Origin of the sequence: Meridianimarinicoccus sp. MJW13 (assembly GCF_014901205.1) — a bacterium.
GTDB lineage: Bacteria > Pseudomonadota > Alphaproteobacteria > Rhodobacterales > Rhodobacteraceae > Meridianimarinicoccus.
Genome location: NZ_JACNMU010000008.1, coordinates 200,652 through 223,675 on the forward strand (window position 1 = coordinate 200,652; position 23,024 = coordinate 223,675).

The window sequence follows — 23,024 nt, forward strand, 5'->3', positions numbered from 1 at the left end:
AAACAGTAGTGTGGGACAAACGCAAGCCACAGGAGGCCAGCATGTCGTTCTCGCAACCCACCCGCCGCGCTTTTCTTCAGGGCGGTGCCGCCGCATTCGGTGTCGCCAACCTGATGGGAACAACCGCCCTCGCCGCCCTTGATCCAAACTCGTTCGACGGGCGTATTTTCCATGCCACGCATTTCGGCCCTTTCGAAGCGGTCGTCCGCGACGGCAAACTGGTCGGGCTGAACACCATCATGGAAATTGATGCGCGGCCCACAGAAATGCTGACCGCAGGCGTCATGGACCGGACCTATGACAAATCCCGCATCGACTATCCGATGGTGCGCAAATCCTACCTTGAGGGCTGGGAAACCGGCGACACCAAGCCCGAACTGCGCGGCAAGGAACCCTATGTCAAGGTGGACTGGGACACGGTCTGGAGCCTGGCGGCCAAGGCCCTGCTCGACACCGCGACCAACCATGGCAACGAAGCGATCTTCAGCTCGTCCTACGGCGGCTGGTCGAACGCGGGTACGTTCCGCCCGAACGTGCTTCAGGGCCGTCTGATCAACCTGTTGGGCGGCTGCACCAACACCTCGGGTGACTGGTCCGCCGGCGCAAGCCAGGTGTCGCTGCCCCACATCATCGGCGACATGGAAGTCTACTCGGCGCAATCCGCCTGGGAAACCATCCGCGACAACACCGAAGTCTTTGTCCTGGTGGGCTGCGACCCGATCAAGAACAACCGGATCGAGTATCGCGTGGCCGACCACGGCATGTATTCGCACTGGGAATCCATCCGCGACGCCGGCGTCAAGTTCATCTCGATCAACCCGCAGAAAACAGCGTCCGACGACTATCTTGACGCCGAGTGGGTCAAGATCGTGCCGAACACCGACGTGGCCCTGTTCGTGGCCATGGCCAACCATGTGCTTGCGCAGGGGCTTGAGGATCGCGCCTACATGGACAAATACACGGTCGGTGCCGACAAGTGGATTGCCTATGTCCAGGGTGACGACGACGGCGTTGCCAAAACCCCGGAATGGGCGGCTGAAATCACCGGCATCGACGCCGACAAGATCCGCGAAATGGCCGAGCTTTTCGCCAAGTCCAACACCGAAATCGCAGGGGCATGGGCCCTGCAACGGGCGCAGCATGGCGAGATGACCCACTGGGCAATCATCAACTTCGCGGCGCTTACCGGCAAGATCGGCAAGCCGGGCTGCGGTGTCGGGTTCAGCTGGCACTATGGCAACGGCGGCATGCCGGCGTCGGGCAAATCGACACCGGCGGGCATGAGCCAGGGCCGCAACTTTGTCAAAGGCGTCTGCCCGGCAAGCCGGATCACCGAAATGCTGGAAAACCCCGGCAAGGAAGTTTTCTACAACGGCAACACGCACACCTATCCGGATGTGAAGGTGATCTTCAACGCTGGCAACAACTTCATGAGCCACCAGCAGGACACCAACCGCCTGATCCGTGCGCTTGAAAAGGTGGAAACCATCATCAGTGTCGATGTTTGGTGGACAGCCGCGGTTCGTTGGGCCGACATCGTGATGCCGGCGGCGTCGACATTGGAACAGGACGACATCACCTCGGGTGGCACCTATTCCAACGACAAGGTCTATGCCATGAAGAAGGTGATCGAACCTTTGGGCGACAGCCTGCCGGATTACGAGATCTTCGAAGGCCTGGCCGACAAACTGGGCCTGTGGGCGCAGTTCACCGACAGCGAAGACAAGATGTATCACATCAAGCTCGCCTACGAGAAATCCTCGGCGGCCAAGCACACCTCGTTCGAGGAGTTCTGGGAAAAAGGCTATGCCCGCATGGAGGTCCCGGAAGAGGCCCGCAAGTGGACACGCCACGGTGATTTCTACAATGACCCGGAAGGCAACCCGCTGCACACGACCTCTGGCAAGATCGAGATGTTCTGCGAAGACTTCGCCAAGCTCGACATCGACGACATGCCCGGCATGCCGATGTGGATGGAAAAGCACGAGTATCTCGGCAACGCCAAGGAAGGCCAGTTGCACGTGGTATCGCCCCACCCGTGGTTCCGCCTGCACAGCCAGATGGACCAGTCGGAAAACCTGCGCAAACTCTACAAGGTGCAGGGGCGGGAACCGGTGCGCATCAACAGCGAAGATGCTGCTTCGCGCGGGATCGAAGATGGCGATCTGGTCGAACTGTACAACGATCGGGGCACCGTCATTGCCGGGGCCGTGGTCAGCGATGAGATCATGCCGGGCGTCGTGTCGATCTACGAGGGCGCGTGGCCACAGCTTGACAGCAAGGGCCGGTGCAACTCGGGTCTGGTCAACTTCCTGACCTCGACACAACGGTCGTCGGGCGTGGCGCAGGCGACCACCGCCAACACCACCCTGTGCTACATGCGTAAATGTGAGGATCCAGAAGGCCCGAACCTGGCCTATGAAAAGCCCGAGATCATCGAGGACTATGAAGTGGCCGCGATCGATGACGATCTGCTGGGTCTGGACCGTCTCTATGAGCTGACCGAAAAGCTCTATGCGGATATGGGACCGGGCGAGAAGATCTACTTCGAGCGCTGCACCGTCTGCCACGCCCCTCGTGAAGTGACGCACTTCACCCAGCAGCAGTGGAAGGGTATCACCCCGTCGATGTTCCCCCGCGCGGGCCTTGAAGGCGCAGAAGCCGCGCTGGTCATGGACTACCTCATGGCGAACGCTTCCGACGCACCGAAGTAAGCGTCAAGACCACACCTCAAAAGGCCGGTGCATCCGGCCTTCTGACCTTTCCTCCCCCAGAAACCTCAGGATTTGGCAGATGTTTGTTGGTCCCGCCCCGGGTGGATGCAGTTGCGACAGCCAGTCCGCGCCCACCGACATGATGAGCCTGCATGACGCCATAGGCCACGCGCACGGGTTGGTCGCCCCGATCCGGGAAAGCCAGACGGTGCCGCTTCTGGAGGCTCCTGGCCGGACCACCGCCGTATCTGTCCGCGCCGCTGCGGCGATGCCTTTCTTTGACAATTCCGCAATGGATGGCTTCGCCCTGCGCTGTGCCGATCTTGAGGGCCGGTGCTGCCTGCCGGTTGCGGGCACGGTCGCGGCGGGCGATGCGCCATGCGATCTGCCCAAGGGCATGGCGATGCGCATTTTCACCGGTGCCCCCCTGCCGAAGGGTGCCGATGCGGTGGTCATGATCGAGGCGTGCGTCGACAAGGCTCACAAGGTCCATGTCGAAACGGTACCGCGCGTGGGTGACAATATCCGCCGCATGGGCAGTGATCAGGCCGCCGGTCAGGTCCTGCTGGCAGCGGGCACGCGGATCGGATCACATCACATCGGCCTGCTGGCCGCCAATGGCATCGCACAGGTTGATGTCCTTCGACGCCCCCGTGTCGCTGTGTTTTCCACCGGGGACGAATTGCACAGCGGGCCATGCGCCCCCGGTCAAATCCCCGATGCCAACCGCCCGATGCTGTTGGCAATGCTGCACCAGGCAGGCGCCGAGGCGGTGGATCTGGGCATCTTGCCGGATGACGCCGACGCCACCGCGGCAGCGTTCGCCGGCATCGGCAACGGCCATGATCTGATCCTGTCATCCGGCGCTGTGTCGATGGGTGGCAAAGATCACATACGCGCCGCGCTGAGTTCTGCCGGCGGCACGGTGCACGGCTGGCGCGTGGCGTTGAAGCCGGGCAAGCCGGTGATGTTCGGCACGCTGGGCAACGCGGCGTTCACAGGTCTGCCGGGAAACCCCTTCGCGGTGCACGTGGGATTTCACATGTTTGTCCTGCCCCAGATCGCACGCCTTCTTGGGGAACGGCCGGGAACCTTCGCGCCGGTGCCGGCTGTTGCCGATTTCGACTGGACCCGCAAACCGGGACGCGCCGAGGTCTTCCCGGTGCGCCTTGCATCCTACGATGATCTGGGGCGGCCTGTCCTCGAACGCCTTGGCCACAGCGTATCGGCCACATTGTTTCCGTTGAGCGGTGCAGACGGGCTGGCGATCGTGCCGTCCGAATGCCATCACATCACCCCCGGCACGCCCTTGATGTGGCGTCCGTTCTGTCAAAAAGGAGATGTCCAGTGAGCCTCTCTCCCCTTGCCGCAATCCGACTGGATCATGGTGATATCGACGCGTTTCTGGAAGGCATCGCGCGAACCCTGGCCGACCGCGGACTGACCATACGCGGGGCCGTGCAAACCCGTGGCGCAGAGGGCGGCGAATGCCACTGCGCCGACATGGACCTGACGACCTTTGGATCGCGGCGGACATTCCGCATCTCGCAACCCTTGGGCAATGGATCGCGGGGGTGCCGTCTGCATCCGGGCGTCCTGGCCGACTGCTCCGCCTTTATCGAGGCCGAGCTGGAGCAAGGGGCGGATCTGCTGATCCTCAATCGCTTCGGGCGCGGAGAAAGCGAAGGGCGCGGGTTTCGCGACCTGATGGTCAAGGCCATCGCGCTGGACGTGCCGGTGCTGACGGCTGTTCGACCAACCTATGCGGAAAGCTGGTCGGAATTTGGGGCGGGCTGCGCCTGTGACCTGCCGATGAATGAGGACGCGGTCCTGCACTGGCTGGCTTGCGTTCGACAGGACCGCGACGCGGCATGAACCACTGCACGCGAGGCACCACAGCCGCGCCGCGCGGACCGTTGCTGACACCGGGCAGGACGATCCGCGTCTGTCTCGGCACGGACATGTCCGGCGCCCGGACCACCGAAAGGATGATCGCGGTTACCTGAAAGCCGCATCCCGGAATGATCATCGTCATTCGGATTGGCGGCACAAAAGCGCAAGTGGGCTTTCTTGACGTCAAGATGCCCAAAAGAGCAAAATCCACGGGTTAGGACATTGTTGCTGAAAACCCGACCACAGACTGAAAGGACAGAACATGAGCAAAGACCTACCGGGTGCCGCAGGCGATCTCGCCAAGAACTACCCCTCGGTTTGGGAGGCCTATGCCGCACTTGGGGCGGCCACTGCTGAAGCGGGCAATCTGACCGAACGCGAACGGCGTCTGGTCAAGCTGGCGCTGGCCATCGGTGCGGGATCCGAAGGGGCTGTCCACTCTCACTCCCGCCGGGGCCTTGCCGAAGGCGTCGCAAAGGACGATCTGCACCAGGTGGCCCTGCTCGCGATCGGGCCGCTTGGTCTGCCGCGCGCGGTTGCTGCGGGAACCTGGATCGCAGATGTGACGAAGTGATACGAAAATGATCTGCGCCGCTTTGAAAGACCCGGTGCAGATCAATCCCGTTCGTGTAAAAAACCCGGATCCCGAACCCGATGCCTCCATCCCGCAAAGTGGATCCGGGAAGGGAATTTCCCGAGGATCGCAGCGGCAGCCGTCAACGGCGGCAATCAACAGCCCAACGATGCACCGACGTGGGGCCGCGTCTTCGGATGCTGGTCCCTATTGAACGATCCATGACGGGCCTATGCGCGGCGATTTTCGGGGCCCTAGTTGATCCGGAACCCTTCGAACCGGATCGCAACGACTTCAAGATCAACGACTCCGTTGGGTTTGCGCCATTCCACAGCGCTGCCGCGTTCAGCTCCAAGCAAGGCGACGCCAAGCGGTGAGTAGGGAGAGATCAGGCCGCGCGCCGGGTCAGCTTCATCTTCGCCGACAATTCGAAACGTCTGCGCGCTGCCGGCCTCGTCAAGAACATCGACCTCTGCGCCAAAGGCAACACGTCCACTGGGGTGACTGGTGGGATCAACCAGGATTGCCCGGCTGACGCGCGCCTCGAGAAAGCGGATGTCACGCTCGGCAACGGCAACGGCGTGCTTGCGATCCATTTCGTCGGGTTTCTTGCGCAGCTCGGCCAGATCCAGGCGACGGGCCGCCAGCCGGGCCCTGAGATCCGCAAGGCCCGAGGGGGTGACCAGGTTCGGGTGCGGGCTTTGGGGCAAATCGTCCAGCCGGATGTTCTCGGTGCCAACGTCCTCTTTGGTGAATGCCTTGCTCATTGGATGTCTTCTCGTGCTCTATTCGTCCAGATGCATCGCGTGGAACCGCAGGTGATCCTCAACGAAACTGGCGATGAAGTAGTAGCTGTGATCGTAGCCCTCTCGCCTGTTGAGTTGCAAAGGATAGCCGCTGGCCCTGGCCGCCGCCTCCAGCGTTTCGGGCTTCAACTGTTCTTCCAGAAAAGGATCGGCGCCGCCCTGATCGACAAGCGCGGGAACAGCCCCGGTTGCCTTGCGCATCAGCAGGCTTGCATCGTGGTCGCCCCATGCGGCGCTGTCCTTGCCGAGGTACGCGGCAAAGGCCTTCTGGCCCCACGGGCAGTTGACCGGATTGGCGATCGGGCTGAAGGCCGAAACGGACTGGAACCGATCAGGATTGCGCAGCGCCATGACCAGCGCGCCATGGCCGCCCATGGAATGGCCGAACACCGAGCGTTTGCTGCTGACCGGAAAAGTCGCCTCGACGAGCGCGGGCAGTTCATCCATCACGTAGTCATACATGTGATAGTGGCGGTTCCACGGTGCCTGCGTTGCATTGACGTAAAATCCGGCCCCCTGCCCCAGATCAAAGGCCGTGTCGTCGGCGACATCCGTACCGCGTGGGCTGGTGTCCGGGGCGACGATTGCAACGCCAAGCTCAGCGGCGACACGTTGGGCGGCGGCCTTTTGCATGAAGTTCTCATCGGTGCAGGTCAGCCCGGACAGCCAGTAGATCACCGGCACCTTCCGCCCCTTGGCCGTCTGCGGCGGCAGGTAGATCGCAAACCGCATGTCGCAATTCAGCGTGGTTGAACGGTGGGAGTAGTGTTTCGTCCACCCATCGAAGCTCTTGTTGTCGCTCAGGTTGTCGAGGGTCATGCCGCACCTTTGAAAAAGACTTCAGGTCGCGCCAACAAGGCGCGACCTGCTTGGTTGGTTTACATGTCGAAATGGATGACAGAGCGAATGCTCTTGCCCTCGTGCATCAGATCGAACGCCTCGTTGATGTCTTCCAGGCCCATCGTGTGGGTGATGAAGTCGTTGAGCTTGAATTCGCCCTGCATGTACCGCTCGACATATTCGGGCAGTTCGGACCGGCCCTTGACGCCCCCAAAAGCAGACCCGCGCCAGACACGGCCTGTAACGAGCTGGAACGGCCGGGTCGAGATTTCCTGACCGGCCCCGGCAACGCCGATGATCACGGACTCACCCCAGCCCTTGTGGCAGCACTCCAGCGCCGAGCGCATGACATTGACGTTGCCGATACACTCGAACGAGTAGTCCACACCGCCATCGGTCAACTCGACAATCACATCCTGGATCGGCTTGTCATGATCCTTCGGGTTGATGAAGTCGGTCGCGCCCAGCTTGCGGGCCAGGTCGAACTTGCTTTCGTTGATGTCGATCACGATGATCCGGCTGGCCTTGGCCATGGCCGCGCCAATGACCGCCGAAAGGCCAATGCCGCCCATGCCGAAGATCGCAACGGTTGCGCCCTCTTCGACCTTGGCCGTGTTCATCACCGCGCCCATGCCCGTGGTGACACCACAGCCCAGCAGGCAGACCTCTTCCAGCGGCGCGTCGGGGTTGACCTTGGCCAGCGAGATTTCCGGCAGCACGGTGTATTCCGAGAAGGTCGAACAGCCCATGTAGTGCAGGATCGGCTTGCCGTCCTTGAAGAACCGGGTGGTGCCGTCGGGCATCAGACCCTTTCCTTGGGTTTCACGGATTTTCTGGCAGAGGTTGGTCTTGCCGGACTTGCAGAATTTGCATTCTCCGCATTCGGGCGTGTAGAGCGGAATGACGTGGTCTCCCACGGCAACGCTGGTCACGCCCTCGCCGATGGATTCGACAATGCCGCCGCCCTCGTGGCCGAGGATGACAGGGAACAGCCCTTCCGGGTCGTCGCCCGACAGGGTGAAGGCGTCGGTGTGGCAGACCCCGGACGCAATGATCCTGATGCGCACTTCGCCGGCTTGCGGCGGCATCACGTCAATTTCTTCGATCGAAAGCGGCTGGTTCACAGCCCAGGCAACGGCGGCCTTGCATTTGATTACATCGGTCATCTTGGCTCACTTTTCTTTGGAGGAGAGGCTCTGGGTTACGATTTACACTATTCCTGAGGTACGATAATTAGCCCATGACGCAAATTACTATTACCGTTCTGCAACAGTGATACCGCGCAAGAGGGTGTAACATTGGCCAAATGGGACGGCGTTTCTGAATTCGTGGCCGTTGCCGAGGCGGAGAGCTTCACGGCCGCCGGCAACCGGCTTGGGATCTCTACCGCGCAGGTCAGTCGCCAGATCGGCGCGCTTGAGACGCGACTGGGGGTCAAGCTGTTCTACCGGACGACCCGCAAGGTTTCGATCACCGACGCAGGACAGGTCTATTACAACCATTGCCGACAGGTGCTGGATGCGCTGGCCGACGCGGAACGGGCCGTGACCGATCTGCATCAAACCCCCAGGGGCAGGCTGAACATGACAGCGCCGGTGACTTTTGGCGAAAGCAGGATTGCACCGCTGATCAATGATTTCGTTGCGCGCTACCCCGACCTTGAGGTCACCCTGAAGCTGACCAATCAGATGGTGGATCTGGTGGCGGAAAGCTATGATCTGGCGATCCGTCTGGGCGAACTGGATGACAGCACGATGATGGCCAGACGCCTGGCAGCGCGGACCCACCACACCTGCGCCTCACCGGACTATCTTGCGGGGCACGGCGCGCCATACACCCTGTCCGAACTGGATCAGCACAATTGCCTGCAAGGCACGCTGAACACATGGCGGTTTCAGGAAGACGGCAAAGCGCGGCATATCCGTGTCAAAGGAAACCTGCGCTGCAACAGCGGGTGGTCGCTGGTCGATGCCGCGCTGAAGGGCATCGGCATCATCCAACTGCCGGACTATTACGTTCATTCCGAGATCGACACGGGCCGGCTGGTCCCGGTCCTTGACCATTTCCGTGCACCCGATGACGGGATATGGGCGATCTACCCGCACAACCGCCACCTTTCGCCCAAGGTGAGGCTGCTTCTGGATCATCTGGGCGAAGGATTGGGAAAGGCGCAAGACATGACACCCACGACAGCCAGGTTCGCAAAATGATTGTCCGGGAACACCCTTCGACCCTGAAACTGTTTTTCGTGATGCAAGGGTCTGTCGTGCCAAAGATCATCGGCAGGATCATCATGATTGCCCTGTTGACCATCGTTGTCGTGCTGCTCGATCGGCATGTCGTCACGCTGCCGCACATCTCGATCGGGGCGATGGGCATATTCGGGGTCGCGCTTTCGCTGTTCCTCGGCTTTCGCAACAACGCCGCCTATGACCGCTGGTGGGAAGCACGCAAGCTTTGGGGCACGATGATTGCTGATGTGCGCAACCTGGGGCGGCACATGTGTGTTTTCGTAGAAAAGGACGCGGACCGCGAACAGATCCTGTCTTGTGCGGTGGCCTTCGCGCATCTGCATCGCGGTTTCCTGCGCGGAGTGGATGTGAAAGCAGATATCCTGGGCTGGATCGGCAAGGAACAGGCCGACGCCATGGTCACCAAGACAAACCCGGCCGATGCAGCCTTGCGGTCCATGGCCGACAAGATTGGCACGCTGACCAAGGCTGACGCGATCAGCGGGTTCGGTCAGATGACCCTCTCACAGACCTTGTCCTCCATGGCGCTGGCGCAGGCGGGGTGTGAACGCATCTTCACGACGCCTTTGCCGTTTGTCTATTCCCTGCTGGTTCGTCGAACCACCTATATCTATTGCTGGCTGCTTCCCTTCGCACTGATCGAAACCACGGGCTGGCTCGCGCCCCTCTTTGCCGCGGTCGTGGCCTATGTGTTCTTTGGTCTGCAGGCCGTCACCAACGAACTGGAGCACCCGTTTCGCAACGTGCAGAACGGGCTGCCGCTGGATGCGATGTGCCGCACGATCGAAATCTCGGTGTCGGAAGCGCTGAACCGCCGCCCGCCCGAGGCCTTGACCGCGAAGGACCATGTTCTGAGCTGAAATCCGGCGCCGGGTCATTCCTTCCTTCAGGTCGGTTTTCAAACATCACATCCGAGAGTTGCCGATCCACCCAATGCGCCGCTTAAGGCCTCGCAACCGCATCGCGAGGATGCTCGGAAAACACGTGCCTGCTGGGGAACGCCGGGGGCCAAATGGCACCCGGCGGGATTCGGCCCCAAAAACGGGTTTACAAGGCTACATCTTGTGGGCGATCTTGTGTCACCTACCATCTGAGCAGAAAACGAGATCTCCAAACATGTCCAATCCGACTGCCCTGACTCGGCGAAAGCTCCTTGCTGCCTCTGGTGGTGCTGCGCTGGCGCTGCTGGCCGGCCCGCTTGCCGGACAACACGTCTACAAGGAGATCCACGAGCTCAAACCCGGCGAGTTCACGTGGCATCCCGAGCGTCAGCCCACCGGGCCGGTCGCGGTCATCGTGTCGCTCACGGACCAGCGGGTGCACATCTATCGCAATGGCGTTCGGATCGCGGTATCGACCTGTTCCACGGGCAAGACCGGGCATGAAACGCCCACGGGGGTTTTCGTTGTGCTGCAAAAGGATCGGGATCACCGCTCCTCGACCTATAACAACGCGCCCATGCCGAACATGAACCGGCTGACATGGGATGGGGTCGCCCTTCATGCCGGGAACCTGCCGGGCTATCCGGCGTCCCATGGATGTGTGCGCCTGCCCTTGAAGTTCTCGGCCCTGCTGTTCGAGGTCACGCACCTGGGGACACCGGTGATCGTTGCCGACGAACATCACTTCCCGGTGGATGTGGTTCATCCGGGAATGGTGCTGTCGAGTTATGCCGAGCACGAATTCGAGGATGTTGTTTCAACCCTGGAGGGGCGCAAGCACCCTGCGGACTGGACCCTGGACGAGGCGTATCCGGTCACCACGATCCTTGCGTCCTCCCATGACCGGAAAATCGTGATCATCGAAAACGACGTGGAGGTCGCCTCCGGGGTGCTCGAATGGGACGGCGATCCCCTGGGCGCTCATGTCTACGTCCTGCAGGGCGCCCACGAAGGCGCCAAGGGTATGCACTGGCAAGCCCTCACATACGGCACATCGCAGAGTGCCGAGATGCAGGATCTCAAGCGTGTGCGCACGGACAAGGCATTTGCCGAGCAGATCCGTCAATACGTCCATCCGGGCATGATCTACATCCTGACAGACCTGCCGCTGCATCCCGACAGCCGTTCGCAGCGCGATTTCGTGATCATGTCATGACGACACCGGGGACAGAAAAAGTGCAGTACCGTTTCAGAGCCTTCGCGGCCGTACCACGCGCAAGCCTTGCCCCCGCGCCCAGTACGCCGTCGCCGGACGGGTCCGAAAGCGCCCATGTATCCGATTTCATCAAGGAAGACACCGATGAATGATCTGTACCGCCTTGCCGGGGCGCTCGGGCTTGCCGCCACCGCCTGCATGTCGCCGACCTTGGGGCTGGCAAGTGACTGGACCATCGTATCGGTGAACGGCTCGGCCGCGGCCGGAGACCCCCAGATCGCGCTTGGCGCGGATGGCACCATCGCCGGCAACACCGGCTGCAACAGCTTCACCGGATCGGCACGGTTCGAAAACACGGTTCTGGTGGTGGACACCCCATTGGCCGTGACCCGGATGGCGTGCTTCGATGACGCCCTTGCCATGCAGGAAGAGACGATCCTGCAACTGCTGCAGGGGGAAACTGCGTTCGCCCATGATCCCTTCACCGGCGCTTTCGTACTTTCCCGGGGTGAAACCCAGTTGGGGCTGGCCGAATTGCTGCCGTCGGTTTTCGATATCGGTTACGTCACGGTGGACGGGGTCCGTGGACCGCTGAACATCCGACAGGCGCCCGGCACGGATGCACCGGTGGTCACCCGCGTCCTGCCCGGAACACTTCTGCGCAATCAGGGATGCCAGGTCGGGGACAGCTACGACTGGTGCAACATCACCTTTCTGGACGCATCGGGCACCACCGGCTGGGCCGCGGCAGAGTACCTGCGGCCTGCACCGGCCACGGTGCGGGCGCAGCAGGGCGTGTTCGACAACATCGGCAGCCTCGATTGCCAGGGCTCGGACGACAGCCCGGTCCTGAGCTGCGACTATGGCGTTGCGCGAGACGGCGACCACTCGGCGGTTCTGGTGATCTATGATCCCGACGCGGGCGAGCGCGCCGTGCATTTTTCAGATGGCGAGCTGGTCTATGCAGACATCGCGGAAGGCAGCGCTTTGGATGCACAATCCAGCGCGTTGTCGGGAGATGTGATCGTGGTGTCCCTGGGTCAGCAGACCTATCAGGTGCCGCAACATGTGATCATTGGAAATGTGGAATAGCCCGCAGCCGATGCCGCACATGCCTCAGGGAATAGAGAGGGCAATTTGATGCGACGTTTCGGGCAGACGCCTGGTGCCATTGTCGGCGCGTTCCATGCGCTGATCTTCGGCGTCACTGTCGCTTTGGCAGAAGACACCGCCGATCTGGATGCCATTGCAGCGCAACTTCTGCCGGAGCAGGTTGCCTCCGCCGTTGCCGCGATCCCGGAAGAGCCGCGCAAGCTTCTTGCCATGCGCAGCTACCTGCGGTTTTCCGGCAAGCTGGAGGAGCGTTGGAGCTGGAGCGAGGAAGAGATTGCCGCGTTCCAGGGATCCGAGGCGCAACTGGCGCTGCAATCCGAGATTGACGCCATCAGTGCCGATTTTGCCGAACGCAATCCCGGCCACGCGATCTATGTACATTCCCGCGTGCGGAGCCTCGACACGCAGATCGACCACTGGAACGAGAACAACTCCGTCGGGGTGTCGGGTGCCGAAATCCACGAGGCCTGGCTGAACAGCAAAGCGGCCACACCCTCCCCTACCGACCCCAAAGCGCTGGCACGTTTCGAGAAATGGCTGAAGCGCTATACCCCCGAAACCCGCGCGCATATCGCCGCGCCGGGACTTTCGCGGCATGGGCGTGCGCAGGCGATTGATTTCCAGATCACGAAGGATGGAAAGATCATCGCCAGCACGGACTATGACGCGATCGAGACCGAGTGGCGGCAGGGCGGCTGGGAAGACAAACTCAAGGCAAGCGTGACAGCCGCCGGGCCGTGCTTCTCCGGGCCGCTGTCCTCGCTCCATGAACCCTGGCACTACGACTATACACCGCAACCGACTGCGGCGGACACTTCTGGATCGCAGTAGGTCGCGCCCCGGGCGCGGGTGCACGGCCACCGCAGGGCCTGATTATACGCAGGCCGACGTCAGATGGCGGGCAGTGGCGCGTGCCTAGCGGGCGGCCCCTGCGCTTTCCAGCTGGATGACCCGATACGTGGGATCCTCGACGCGAACGACAAGGTTGTCCCCGTCAAATTCAAAGACATTCGAAGCCGTCATCATACGCGCGAACGCGTCGCCCAACGACGGTGGCGGACAGAGTGCCAGCGTCGCCGGGCCTGACTCAAGCACAAGTTGCGTGTCTTCCAGTGCCCATGTCCCGGTGGTGCGATTGGAGTCAGCCTGCAGCGCGCAACTGCCGTCGTCTGAGAACGTGACTGCATAGCGCCCTGCACCATCAATCACGTCTTCTTCAAGATCGCTTGTCGCGGCGCGCGTCCATCAACGGATGATCAGCAATCCCCGGACGGCAGCATGTCCACGGAAGAATAGCGTCCGTCTGCGGTGACGACACGCGCGCAGGCGCCCGTGCTGCGATTGAACCAATAGGCGGTCAGACCTTCGGTGCGCACCAATTCGTACCCAAGGTTCTGAATTCCCATTTCAGCCTGCCCGGCGCGGGCGCCTTCGAAGGACGACAGATCGCTGCTGCTGCCGACGCTGGGCTGGCCGACCGAGGCGCCATCGTCGACACAGGCGGTCAGGGCAACTATGGCCAGAACGGAAAGCGTGGATGTGAATTTCATGTAAATTCTCCATTTATTGTCCGGTTGACGGTACAGTTTGCGGTCGGGTTAACAACCCAAAAATGTTGCTTGCGCAGCATTCGGGTCGCCAATAGCCTTTCGAATATCAACCGTAGAGAGGTCCATCGTGCCATTCAGCAAACTCACCGCAGCTGCGGTCGCAACAACCCTGGTCGCGATCCCCGTCTTTTCAGCAGAACAGGATGCCATAGACGGCTGTATTGACCAGCTTAGGGTCGTGGGCGGGCCGGATGGGCAATCCGGCGAAGTGCTGAGTTCGGAGTTCTCCGAGGCCGCAACCCTGGTCATGCTGCGCGACCTTGGTGGCACCACCTGGCGCTGCCGTGCCTTTTCCGACGGTACCGTCGGGGAATTGAGCGTCGCAAGCGCTGCCGACGAAGGCGGGGGCGCCATGGCCGGGGCAACGGATCGGGTGCGCGTCAGGTTCAATGCCGGGACGACCGGAACGGAGCTGAGCGATGCATTGGCACCGGGTGCCTCACGCCAGTACGTGATCGGCGCTGCAAAGGATCAGTTCCTGTACACCCGCGTTGCCGCTGACGGAGGGCCCCTCGACTACCAGATCTTCAATCCCGACGGATCTTTCCTTCGGGATCTCATGGGCGGTGATCGGGAGTATCGCGGCCAGCTTTGGCAATCTGGAGATCACGTGATCGAGGTGATCAACCGCACCGGCGCACGGCAAGGCTACAACTTGATCATTGGCATCGAATGATCGCGTATTCCTGTTTGGAGAGCCAGGATGAATAACAAAGCTACGACCACTGTCTGTTTGGTTTCGCTTCTTGCGCTCTCGGCCTGTGTCGAGCACAGCACCGGTACCTCCCCTTCCGCCACGCCCAGCATCGAAGAGCAGGCCTGCCTGAGGGATGTCACCAGGACCACGAACAACGGAGACGTCGTGCTTTTGTCGTCCGATTATTCGCAAGCCGGAACCCAGGTGATCGTCGGGGTTGGTCCACAACGTGCCCGTTGGAGTTGCATCGGCTACAGCGACGGGACCACGGCGGACATCACGTCGTTGACCAACGAAGGCACCCTGTAGTGCCGGAAATCAGGGCGAGCTTCCGATGAGGCCTTGCAAGATCATTGTCTGGCTGTTCGGTATGCTGTGGCTCTTCGCCATTGGGATTTTTCTGATCGGCCAGTTTGGTCTGTTCGGACAGGAACGCGATCCGCTGGCCGGAGTGTTTCTGTTGCCGCTTGGTCTCCCCTGGAATCGCTTCATCGACTTCGCACCTGAAGCAACATGGCCCTGGCTTGCGGCAGCAATGCCGCTGGTCAACCTCCTTCTGCTGAGGGCGATCTGCCGGTTTCTGGGAAGCAGGCAGGCGAAATAGGGCCTGAAACCTGTCACAAACCAGAACTCGAACGCCCACAATTGCGTGGCTGGCGGCGGATTGGTCGGCGGCCTAAGGGCGGTGTTGCGGAATCCTGCTGACCCTTCAAACGGCCATCAAAAGTCGGGTCACGGCATCTTGCCTGTTGCCTGAAAACAGATATCCGGGCTCCAAACAGACCCCGCACCAGCTTGTCGATTCAGCGCGCACGCAGATTTCACGAAATGCGTCCGAACGTTGTTTCAACAACCTGTTCAATTGGGTTTTCTGCTAGGTCCCCAAGAACACCAAGGACACTTTTCCGCCATGCTGGGGACTCAGACAACTCTTTGGGGAACAACCCCGGCATTCTCTCGAATGCGGACAGTATTTCGTCCGGAGTGTCACCCTGCGCGGCGGCTCTGAGCAGGTCTGCGCGTGGGTCGTTTATCGCGCGATCATCCATCCCTTTGCCGCCCCTTTTGCAGTACCACATCCAGACAGCCGTCGCGAAGGCGCCGCTTTGAATTGAAAGGTTGTGCGCGATTGCGTCGGCCGCGGGGGCAAAGATCCTTTGCGGCATCTTTTCGGACCCGTCTGACGCAATCTGCAGGGTCTCATGTGCAATATTCGGATTGCGGAATCGCGCGATCAGATCGGCACGGTATTGCGGCAGATCAATATCGGGCAAGGCGGGCAAGGTCGCAGACACCTCTTCAAGATGCCGGCGCACGATGGCTTCAAGACACGGGTCTGCCATGACATCGCGCACGTACTGCTTGCCAAGAAGCTGGCCCATGTAGGCGATCAGGGAATGGCTGCCGTTCAACAGGCGCAGCTTCATTTTTTCATATGCGGCGACATCATTGGTAAAGATCGCACCCGCCGCATCCCATGCCGGGCGTCCGGTGGGAAAATTGTCTTCGATCACCCACTGATGAAAGCTCTCGGTTTCGATCGCCAGAACGTCTTCGGAGCCGGTCAGTTCCTGCGCCAGCGCGCGGGTATCGGCGGTTTGCGCCGGGGTGATGCGATCCACCATCGACGAGGGGCAAGCGACGGTGTCGGCAATCCATTGGCCCAGGTCCGTATCGTACCGGTTGGCAAAGTCGATCAACCCGGCGCGAAGAAATGTGCCGTTTTCAGGAAGGTTATCGCAGCAAAGCACCGTAAAGGGCGCGATGCCTCTGGTGCGGCGCCGCGCCAGTGCCGTGACGATCAGCCCGATGACCCCGACCGGGGCGCTGTCGCGGGTCAAGTCCTGTGCAATGACCGGGTTGGACAGGTCAAGGCCGCCAGTCGCGCGGTCGATACCATAGCCTTTCTCTGTGACGGTGGTCGTGACCACGCGGACGTTGGCATCGCACAGGGCGTCCAGAACCTGTTCGGGCTGGGTGCGCGCGCACACGGCGTGGTCGATGCTGCCGATGATCTGCGCCTTTGCGCCGTCGTTCCCTTTTTCAAGAATCGTGAACAGTCCGTCCTGGGCGTTGAAATCCGCCGCCACCTGTTCATTGCGCATGCTGACGCCGATGATTTTCCAATCGCCGCCCTCCGCCGCCAGGGCCGCATCGGTGTAAAACGCCTGATGCGCCTTGTGAAACGCGCCAAGGCCAAGATGCACGATCCCGACACCACAGGCGTTACGGTCATACTGCGGGGTGGCCGCCGTAGCTGGCGCCTTCGCGATGCTTCGGGAAGTCAAACCCGTCATGCCGCAGACCTCGGATGGGACAGGGCCTCGATGATGCCGCGCAATTCGGCCAACCCCTTGAGGCGGCCCACGGCGGGATAGCCAGGCTGGCTGTTCTTCCCGAGATCGCTGAGGATATCCTGCCCATGGTCGGGGCGGAACGGGATGTTGCAATCCGTACGACCTTCGGCGGCGCGGCGTTTTTCCTCGTCCAGCACGGCGGCGATCAACTCGACCATATCGGTCACGCCCTCAAGATGCGCGGCCTCGTGGAAGGAATTGGGCAGGCCGTCGGTTTCTCGGCAGACGTTGCGCAGGTGCACGAAATGCACCCGTGACCCAAGGCGACGCATCATGCCCGGCAGGTCGTTGTCCGCGCGCACGCCCAGCGAGCCGCTGCACAGCGTGATCCCGTTTGCAGGCGAATCCACGGCGGCCATCAGGCGGGTGTAGTCCGCTTCGGTCGACATGATGCGCGGCAGGCCCAGCAGCGCGAAGGGCGGATCGTCGGGGTGACAACACAGGCGCGCACCCACTTCTTCCGCCACGGGCACGACCTCGGTCAGGAAATCAATCTGGTGCTGGCGCAGACGCTCGGCGTCGATACCGTCATACGCGCGAAGATGCGCGCGCAGATCGTCAAGGGAATATCCCTCTTCTGCACCCGGCAGTCCGCAGATCACGTTTTGCATCAACGCATCAAGGTCGGTGTCGGTCATCGTATCGCGGCGTGTCTTGGCCTGCTGCACGACCTCGGCGGGGAAATCATCGCTTGCCCCGTCACGAGCCAGAACGAATATATCGAAGATCGCAAAATCGACCACGTCGAACCGCATGCACCGTGCACCGTTGGGCAATTCATACCCCAGATTGGTTCGCGTCCAGTCCAGCACCGGCATGAAGTTATAGCAGATCACCGGCACGCCGGCCGCTGCAAGATTCCGGATGCTTTGCTTGTAGTTTTCGATATGGGCGCGCCAATCGCCGGTCTGCTGCTTGATATTTTCGGACACCGGCAGGCTTTCGACGACATTCCACACCAGACTTGTCGGCGCGCCGTTCGGCTGCTGTTCGATCTGCTGCTGGCGCCGTTTGATTTCCTCGTCCGACCAGACCACGCCATTGGGGATGTGATGCAGCGCGCTGACCACCCCGGTGACCCCCGCCTGTCGCATATCTGGGATCGAAACTGTATCCTTTGGTCCAAACCAACGCCAAGATTGTTGCATGCTGTTCTCCGCCACAATGCACAACGCATTGAAAAGATTACGGTCCCGATGAGACCCTAGCAAACCATAACATTTAGTTGACTTGTATGGAAGTAGGCAAGTATAGAAAAGGCAGGAGGATGACACATGCTTGACTTGGTCGACGTTGAGGGATGGGTGCTGGATCACCGCAAGGCTGTGAGCCCTCAGCTGCGTGCAATCCTGCGAAGCCGTATCATCCGCAATGACCTGCGCCCGATGTCCCGCCTGTCCGAACCGGAGCTTGCAAAGGAATACGGCGTCAGCCGCCAGCCGGTGCGCGAAGCCTTCATCACCCTGATGAACGAGGGCCTGGTCGAGGTTCGCCCCCAGCGTGGCACCTATGTGTGCAAGATCGACTACGACGCCGTGCTGAACGCCCGCTTTGTGCGCGAGGCCGTTGAGTCCGACATTGTCGCCAAACTTGCCTCCGAGGACAGTGGCGATCTGATCAAGGAGCTGCGCGCGCAGCTGTCCATGCAGAAAAAGGTCGTAAAAGGCTCACCCGAAAAATTCATGGAACTGGATGAACGGTTCCACATGACCCTTGCCATAGGGGCGGGGCTGGCGAAATCATGGAGGTTCCTTGAAGGCATCAAGTCACAAATGGACCGCGTGCGGTTCATCACCTTCGAAGAATTCCACATATCCAAGTTGATTGGTCAACACGAACAGATCGTCGACTTCATCGAGCAGAAAACTGTGAGCGGAGCAGAGGACGCCATGCGGGCCCATCTGCGCGAGATTCTCAACAGTTTGCCGCGCGTTCGGGCACTTTACCCTGACCACTTCGAGAATTCGCCGGGCGAGTCCCGCGAAGAAAATCCAAAACTCTAGGAGGAGTAAACCATGAGCCTAATTTCGAAATTCACCACTTTGGCGGCTGCAAGCTGCATGGCGATTGCCAGCGGCACCGCTGTCTTCAGCCAGGAAATGACGCTGAAACTCGGCCACCTCGCCAACGAAGACAACTCATGGCACCTTGCCGCAGTTCGTTTCGGCGAAGAACTCAGCGCGCGGACCGACGGGCGTATCGCTGTTCAGGTGTTCCCGAACGAGTCGCTGGGCAAAGAGATCGACCTGATCAACGGCATGCAGCTTGGCACCGTGGACATGACCATTACAGGTGAAAGCCTTCAGAACTGGGCGCCGATGGCAGCCCTTCTGGCCGTGCCCTACGCCTATCGCTCGCTTGAGCACATGGACGAAGTGGCCGGTGGCGAGATCGGCGATCAGATCGAAGCTCAGATCATCGCAAAAGCCCAGGTGCGTCCGATTGCATTCTTTGCTCGCGGCCCGCGCAACCTGACCTCGCAACGCCCGATCGAGTCTCCTGCGGACCTGGACGGCATGAAGATGCGCGTTCCGAACGTGCCGCTGTTCGTCGATGTCTGGGCGGCCCTTGGTGCATCCCCGACCCCGATGGCCTTTTCCGAAGTGTTCACCTCGCTGCAAAGCGGCGTGATCGACGGTCAGGAAAACCCGCTGGCGCTGATCCGCTCTGCGAACTTCAACGAAGTTCAGGGGTACGTGAACCAGACCGAGCACGTGCGGTCCTGGATCTATCTGACGATCGCTGAATCCACATGGGCCAAGCTGTCCGAAGAGGATCGGGCCGCCGTCATGGAAGCCGCCGCCGCCGCCCAAGAATACGAGCGCAGCCTGCTGCTTGACAGCCTGGCCGCCGACAAAGCCTACCTTGAGGAAAACGGCATGACCTTCGTTGAAGTCGATGGCGCTGCCTTCCAGGCTGCCGCCCGTGACGCGGTTCTTGCCAACGTCAGCGACGAGATCAAGCCGATCGTCGAAGGCCTGTTCGCCAACTAAGCGAACCTGCCTGAAATAAAGGGGAATTGCCGACATCGGGTCGGCAATTCCTTGCCCTTTAGCCGGAAACAGTCCCATGGCCAGAATTGAAAGCTTCTTCTACGCTGTCTGCCGCATCGGTGTCGGTATCTCGTTCCTGGTGTTGATCGTGACAGTCCTGACGCAGGTCCTGGGGCGGACGTTCGGCTCCTCTCCGATCTGGACCGAAGAGCTGACACGGTTCTCGATGCTCTACATGGTCGCTTTCGGGGCGGGCCTGTCGCTGCGCTCCGGTGATCTGGTAAACGTCGATGTTGTCTGCGAAAACCTGCCCGGAAAATGGCCGTGGCGGCTGCGGCTGATTTCCGCCGCGCTGACCGCATTGCTCTGTGCCTACCTGATTCCCCCCGCCTGGAAATATGTCTCCATCGGTGCGATGCAAACATCCCCGGCCATGACCCTGCGCATGGACTTCGTCCATTTCACGGTCTTTGGGCTGCTGGTGACCCTTTTACTTTTCGCCGTTTTCAGAGTCATCGGTATGGTGTTTGCCGGCCGTGATGGCAAAGCGGACGTTCGCGAGGATCTCGTCTGATGGGCCTTACAATCCTGATCGCCGTATTTGTCGTTGGGCTGATAATTGGCCTGCCCGTGGCCGTGACGCTGGGCGTCAGCTCGCTCAGCTATCTGTTGATCATGGGCATCCCCGCCGTGGTGATGCCGCAAAAAATGTATGCGGGCATGGACGTATTCGTCCTGCTCAGCATTCCGGGTTTCATCCTTGCGGGCAACCTGATGAACCGTGGCGGAATTACCGAACGCATTATCCGCTTCGCAAACTCTCTGGTTGGCTGGATCCGGGGCGGCCTTGGATTGACCAACGTCGGCGCGTCGATGCTGTTTGGCGGCATCACCGGCACGGCTGTGGCCGATGCGGCCTCTATCGGTGGCGTGATGATTCCGGGGATGAAAAAGGCGGGGTATCCGGCTGATTTTTCGGCGGCCGTCACCGCGGCGTCCTCGACCGTGGGGCCGATCATCCCACCCAGCGTCCCGATGATCATTGTCGGTGCTTTGTCGGGCATTTCCGTCGGCAAGATGTTCCTGGCGGGGGCCATTCCCGGCATCCTGATGGGTCTTGCGATGATGGTCACGACCTATCTGATCGCGCGCAAGAAGAACTTCCCCAAACAGGACTGGCAAGGCTTCAGCGAAATCGGCAAATCGTTTGCGGGGGCGTTCTGGGCGCTCGCGATGACCGGGATCATTCTTTACGGCCTGCTCAGCGGGATCGCGACACCCACGGAAACGGCCATCGTTGCCTCGGTCTATGCCATGGTGATCGGGCTGTTCATCTACCGCGAACTGCCGGTTCTGGAGATTCCGAAGATCGTCGTGGACAGTGCCGTGTCCGCCACGGGCATCCTGCTGCTTGTCGGGTTTGCCAATGTCTTCGGCTGGATTCTGGTGTCGGAACAGATCCCGCAGGCGATTGCCTCGGCGGTTCTGTCGATGACCGACAACAAGTTCCTGGTGATCCTGATCATCAACATCCTGCTGTTGCTGGTCGGAATGTTCATGGAAACGATCGCGGCGCTGATCATCCTTTTCGTGCCGCTTCTGGCACTTGCCGTTGCGGTGGATATCGAACCGCTGCACTTCGCGACCTTCGCGGTTCTGAACCTGATGATCGGCCTGACCACGCCCCCCCTGGGTGTCTGCCTGTTCGTCTGCGCCGGGATCGCGCGCCTGCCGCTCACCCCTGTCGTGATCGCAATCCTTCCATTCCTGTTCACCAACATCCTTGTGCTGTTGCTGGTGTCCTATGTGCCTGCCATTTCGACATGGCTGCCTTCTGTCCTCATGCCTTAGGAAAAAACATGACCATCAAAGCCTGTGTTCTTCACAAACAAAATGACCTGCGCGTTGATGAGGTTGCCCTTGACGACATGGGCCCCGACGATGTGCGTGTCGCCATGACCCACGGCGGGATCTGTGGGTCTGACATGCACTATTACCAAGACGGCGGCTTCGGCCCGGTGCGCGTCATTGCCCCGATCATTCTGGGTCACGAAGTGTCCGGTGTGATCGAGGCGGTGGGCGCCAAGGTGGGCGACCTTCAGATCGGCGACCGCGTCGCCGTCAGCCCCAGCCAGCCCTGCTTTGATTGTGAATACTGTGCCCGCGAAGAATTTCAGCACTGCGTGAACATGCGCTTCATGGGCTCTGCGCGCACGGTTCCCCATGTTCAGGGTGGGTTCCGATCCAAGATGGTGACGCCGCAGCGACAGTGTTTCAAGATCGGCAAGGACACCCCGCTGGCCAATGCCGCCTGTAGCGAACCTCTGGCGGTGTGCCTGCATGCCGCGGCTCAGGCGGGTCCGCTTGGCAGCAAGAAAGTCCTGGTTACCGGGGCCGGGCCGATTGGCGCGCTGTGCGTGGCGGTTGCCAAAATGCAGGGGGCCGACAGCATCGTTGTGACCGATCTGTTCGACTTCACGCTGGCCGTATCCGAAAGGATGGGCGCGACCAAGACAATCAACATTGGTGCCAACCGTGACGGCGTGGCCGAATACGTGGCCGAACACGGACCCTTCGATATCGTGTTCGAATGCTCCGCCGCCGAACCCGCCATCCTCTCTGCCATCGCGGCCGTGCGTCCGCGCGGCACAATCGTACAAGTGGGCGTCGCCGGCAGCCTGAGCCTTCCGATCAACGCAATCGTCGGCAAGGAAATCAACTTCAAGGGCACGCACCGCTTCCACCCGGAGTTCGCACAGGCGGTAGACCTGATTGATCGCGGCGTCATCGACGTGACCCCGATCGTGACCCAGACCTATCCCTTGGAAGACGCTGTCGAGGCCTTCAAGACAGCCGCCAACCGCGAGAAGGCAGTCAAGGTGCAGTTGAAGCTTGAGGCCCCCTAGATTTGTAGAGCCCACCGGGTTCAGTTTCTGCTGACTGATTTTTGAAATCACCGGGCATTGATTGCCGAAGGACAGATCGCAAGGGGCCGGCACAAACATCTGGGGCCGCATTCACAAGGCCACACAAACACACCGAAGGCGTCCCCGGCCCGTCTTCGTGAGACATTGGGAA

24 protein-coding genes are annotated in these 23,024 nt (G+C 60.8%); 17 read left to right on the forward strand and 7 right to left on the reverse strand.

Going from position 1 to position 23,024, the window contains the following annotated elements; translation table 11 throughout:
- Window positions 1-41 precede the first annotated feature (41 nt).
- The 4 genes from H8B03_RS15600 to H8B03_RS15615 all read left to right on the forward strand — a co-directional run bounded on the left by H8B03_RS15600 (window position 42) and on the right by H8B03_RS15615 (window position 5,181).
- The gene (locus H8B03_RS15600; protein ID WP_193142811.1) at window positions 42-2,714 is read left to right on the forward strand and encodes a molybdopterin-dependent oxidoreductase; all 2,673 of its coding nucleotides are present in this window, start codon (window positions 42-44) and stop codon (window positions 2,712-2,714) included.
- A 79-nt stretch (window positions 2,715-2,793) separates the two neighbouring features.
- A complete protein-coding gene (gene glp / locus H8B03_RS15605) occupies window positions 2,794-4,065 on the forward strand; it encodes a gephyrin-like molybdotransferase Glp (RefSeq protein ID WP_193142812.1) in 1,272 nt (423 codons plus the stop codon).
- On the forward strand, window positions 4,062-4,589 hold the full coding sequence (locus H8B03_RS15610; RefSeq protein WP_193142813.1) for a DUF2478 domain-containing protein: 528 nt from the start codon (window positions 4,062-4,064) through the stop codon (window positions 4,587-4,589). Before glp ends, H8B03_RS15610 begins: the two co-directional genes overlap by 4 nt.
- A gap of 280 nt (window positions 4,590-4,869) precedes the next feature.
- Window positions 4,870-5,181 carry a carboxymuconolactone decarboxylase family protein gene (locus H8B03_RS15615; RefSeq protein ID WP_193142814.1) on the forward strand — a complete coding sequence of 104 codons (312 nt, stop codon included), beginning with the start codon at window positions 4,870-4,872 and terminating at the stop codon, window positions 5,179-5,181.
- A 254-nt stretch (window positions 5,182-5,435) separates the two neighbouring features.
- On the opposite strand, the gene H8B03_RS15620 is transcribed toward H8B03_RS15615, so the two are convergent.
- The 3 genes from H8B03_RS15620 to H8B03_RS15630 are packed head-to-tail and all read right to left on the reverse strand — an operon-like array spanning window position 5,436 to window position 7,993.
- Complete coding sequence (locus H8B03_RS15620) at window positions 5,436-5,948, reverse strand: GreA/GreB family elongation factor (protein ID WP_193142815.1); 513 nt, start codon at window positions 5,946-5,948, stop codon at window positions 5,436-5,438.
- Between the two features lie 18 nt (window positions 5,949-5,966).
- A complete protein-coding gene (fghA, locus tag H8B03_RS15625) occupies window positions 5,967-6,806 on the reverse strand; it encodes an S-formylglutathione hydrolase (protein WP_193142816.1) in 840 nt (279 codons plus the stop codon).
- Between the two features lie 59 nt (window positions 6,807-6,865).
- Entirely contained in the window at window positions 6,866-7,993 is a 1,128-nt protein-coding gene (locus tag H8B03_RS15630) for an S-(hydroxymethyl)glutathione dehydrogenase/class III alcohol dehydrogenase (RefSeq protein WP_226925983.1), read from the reverse strand.
- Between the two features lie 132 nt (window positions 7,994-8,125).
- Between H8B03_RS15630 and H8B03_RS15635 the strand changes: the two genes are divergently transcribed.
- The 5 genes from H8B03_RS15635 (at window position 8,126) to H8B03_RS15655 (ending at window position 13,120) form a co-directional block, all read left to right on the forward strand.
- The gene (locus tag H8B03_RS15635) at window positions 8,126-9,037 is read left to right on the forward strand and encodes a LysR family transcriptional regulator (protein ID WP_193142817.1); all 912 of its coding nucleotides are present in this window, start codon (window positions 8,126-8,128) and stop codon (window positions 9,035-9,037) included.
- Window positions 9,034-9,939, forward strand: coding sequence for a bestrophin family protein (locus tag H8B03_RS15640; RefSeq protein WP_193142818.1), 906 nt, complete (start codon window positions 9,034-9,036; stop codon window positions 9,937-9,939). The genes H8B03_RS15635 and H8B03_RS15640 overlap by 4 nt, the downstream gene beginning before the upstream one ends.
- A 256-nt stretch (window positions 9,940-10,195) precedes the next feature.
- Complete coding sequence (locus tag H8B03_RS15645) at window positions 10,196-11,176, forward strand: L,D-transpeptidase (protein ID WP_193142819.1); 981 nt, start codon at window positions 10,196-10,198, stop codon at window positions 11,174-11,176.
- A 144-nt stretch (window positions 11,177-11,320) separates the two neighbouring features.
- On the forward strand, window positions 11,321-12,268 hold the full coding sequence (locus tag H8B03_RS15650) for an META domain-containing protein (RefSeq protein ID WP_193142820.1): 948 nt from the start codon (window positions 11,321-11,323) through the stop codon (window positions 12,266-12,268).
- A gap of 48 nt (window positions 12,269-12,316) precedes the next feature.
- Window positions 12,317-13,120 carry a hypothetical protein gene (locus H8B03_RS15655; protein ID WP_193142821.1) on the forward strand — a complete coding sequence of 268 codons (804 nt, stop codon included), beginning with the start codon at window positions 12,317-12,319 and terminating at the stop codon, window positions 13,118-13,120.
- An 84-nt stretch (window positions 13,121-13,204) separates the two neighbouring features.
- Here H8B03_RS15655 and H8B03_RS15660 read toward each other — a convergent pair whose 3' ends face one another.
- Window positions 13,205-13,498, reverse strand: coding sequence for an META domain-containing protein (locus tag H8B03_RS15660; protein WP_193142822.1), 294 nt, complete (start codon window positions 13,496-13,498; stop codon window positions 13,205-13,207).
- 47 nt (window positions 13,499-13,545) lie between these two features.
- Window positions 13,546-13,839 carry a hypothetical protein gene (locus H8B03_RS15665; RefSeq protein WP_193142823.1) on the reverse strand — a complete coding sequence of 98 codons (294 nt, stop codon included), beginning with the start codon at window positions 13,837-13,839 and terminating at the stop codon, window positions 13,546-13,548.
- Window positions 13,840-13,966: 127 nt separating this feature from the next.
- Here H8B03_RS15665 and H8B03_RS15670 point away from each other — a divergent pair, with 127 nt between their 5' ends.
- Genes H8B03_RS15670 through H8B03_RS15680 form a run of 3 tightly spaced genes read left to right on the forward strand, consistent with a single transcriptional unit; the run spans window position 13,967 to window position 15,200 of the window.
- Entirely contained in the window at window positions 13,967-14,575 is a 609-nt protein-coding gene (locus tag H8B03_RS15670) for a hypothetical protein (RefSeq protein ID WP_193142824.1), read from the forward strand.
- Window positions 14,576-14,602: 27 nt separating this feature from the next.
- On the forward strand, window positions 14,603-14,905 hold the full coding sequence (locus tag H8B03_RS15675; protein WP_193142825.1) for a hypothetical protein: 303 nt from the start codon (window positions 14,603-14,605) through the stop codon (window positions 14,903-14,905).
- A 25-nt stretch (window positions 14,906-14,930) separates the two neighbouring features.
- Complete coding sequence (locus tag H8B03_RS15680) at window positions 14,931-15,200, forward strand: hypothetical protein (protein ID WP_193142826.1); 270 nt, start codon at window positions 14,931-14,933, stop codon at window positions 15,198-15,200.
- A 217-nt stretch (window positions 15,201-15,417) separates the two neighbouring features.
- Here H8B03_RS15680 and H8B03_RS15685 read toward each other — a convergent pair whose 3' ends face one another.
- Both H8B03_RS15685 and uxuA read right to left on the reverse strand, forming a co-directional pair.
- Window positions 15,418-16,893 (reverse strand): mannitol dehydrogenase family protein, encoded by a 1,476-nt coding sequence (locus H8B03_RS15685; protein ID WP_193142827.1) that lies wholly within the window; start codon window positions 16,891-16,893, stop codon window positions 15,418-15,420.
- Complete coding sequence (gene uxuA / locus H8B03_RS15690) at window positions 16,890-18,101, reverse strand: mannonate dehydratase (protein WP_193142828.1); 1,212 nt, start codon at window positions 18,099-18,101, stop codon at window positions 16,890-16,892. Before uxuA ends, H8B03_RS15685 begins: the two co-directional genes overlap by 4 nt.
- Window positions 18,102-18,227: 126 nt before the next feature.
- On the opposite strand from uxuA, the gene H8B03_RS15695 reads away from it, so the two are divergent.
- The 5 genes from H8B03_RS15695 to H8B03_RS15715 all read left to right on the forward strand — a co-directional run bounded on the left by H8B03_RS15695 (window position 18,228) and on the right by H8B03_RS15715 (window position 22,852).
- A complete protein-coding gene (locus H8B03_RS15695; RefSeq protein WP_193142829.1) occupies window positions 18,228-18,956 on the forward strand; it encodes a GntR family transcriptional regulator in 729 nt (242 codons plus the stop codon).
- A gap of 12 nt (window positions 18,957-18,968) precedes the next feature.
- Window positions 18,969-19,946, forward strand: a complete 978-nt coding sequence (locus H8B03_RS15700) for a TRAP transporter substrate-binding protein (protein WP_193142830.1) — start codon at window positions 18,969-18,971, stop codon at window positions 19,944-19,946.
- Between the two features lie 76 nt (window positions 19,947-20,022).
- Window positions 20,023-20,520, forward strand: a complete 498-nt coding sequence (locus H8B03_RS15705; RefSeq protein ID WP_193142831.1) for a TRAP transporter small permease — start codon at window positions 20,023-20,025, stop codon at window positions 20,518-20,520.
- Window positions 20,520-21,797, forward strand: coding sequence for a TRAP transporter large permease (locus H8B03_RS15710; RefSeq protein ID WP_193142832.1), 1,278 nt, complete (start codon window positions 20,520-20,522; stop codon window positions 21,795-21,797). The genes H8B03_RS15705 and H8B03_RS15710 overlap by 1 nt, the downstream gene beginning before the upstream one ends.
- Before the next feature lie 8 nt (window positions 21,798-21,805).
- Window positions 21,806-22,852: an L-idonate 5-dehydrogenase gene (locus H8B03_RS15715; RefSeq protein WP_193142833.1), complete on the forward strand. Its 1,047-nt coding sequence runs from the start codon at window positions 21,806-21,808 to the stop codon at window positions 22,850-22,852.
- Window positions 22,853-23,024 lie beyond the last annotated feature (172 nt).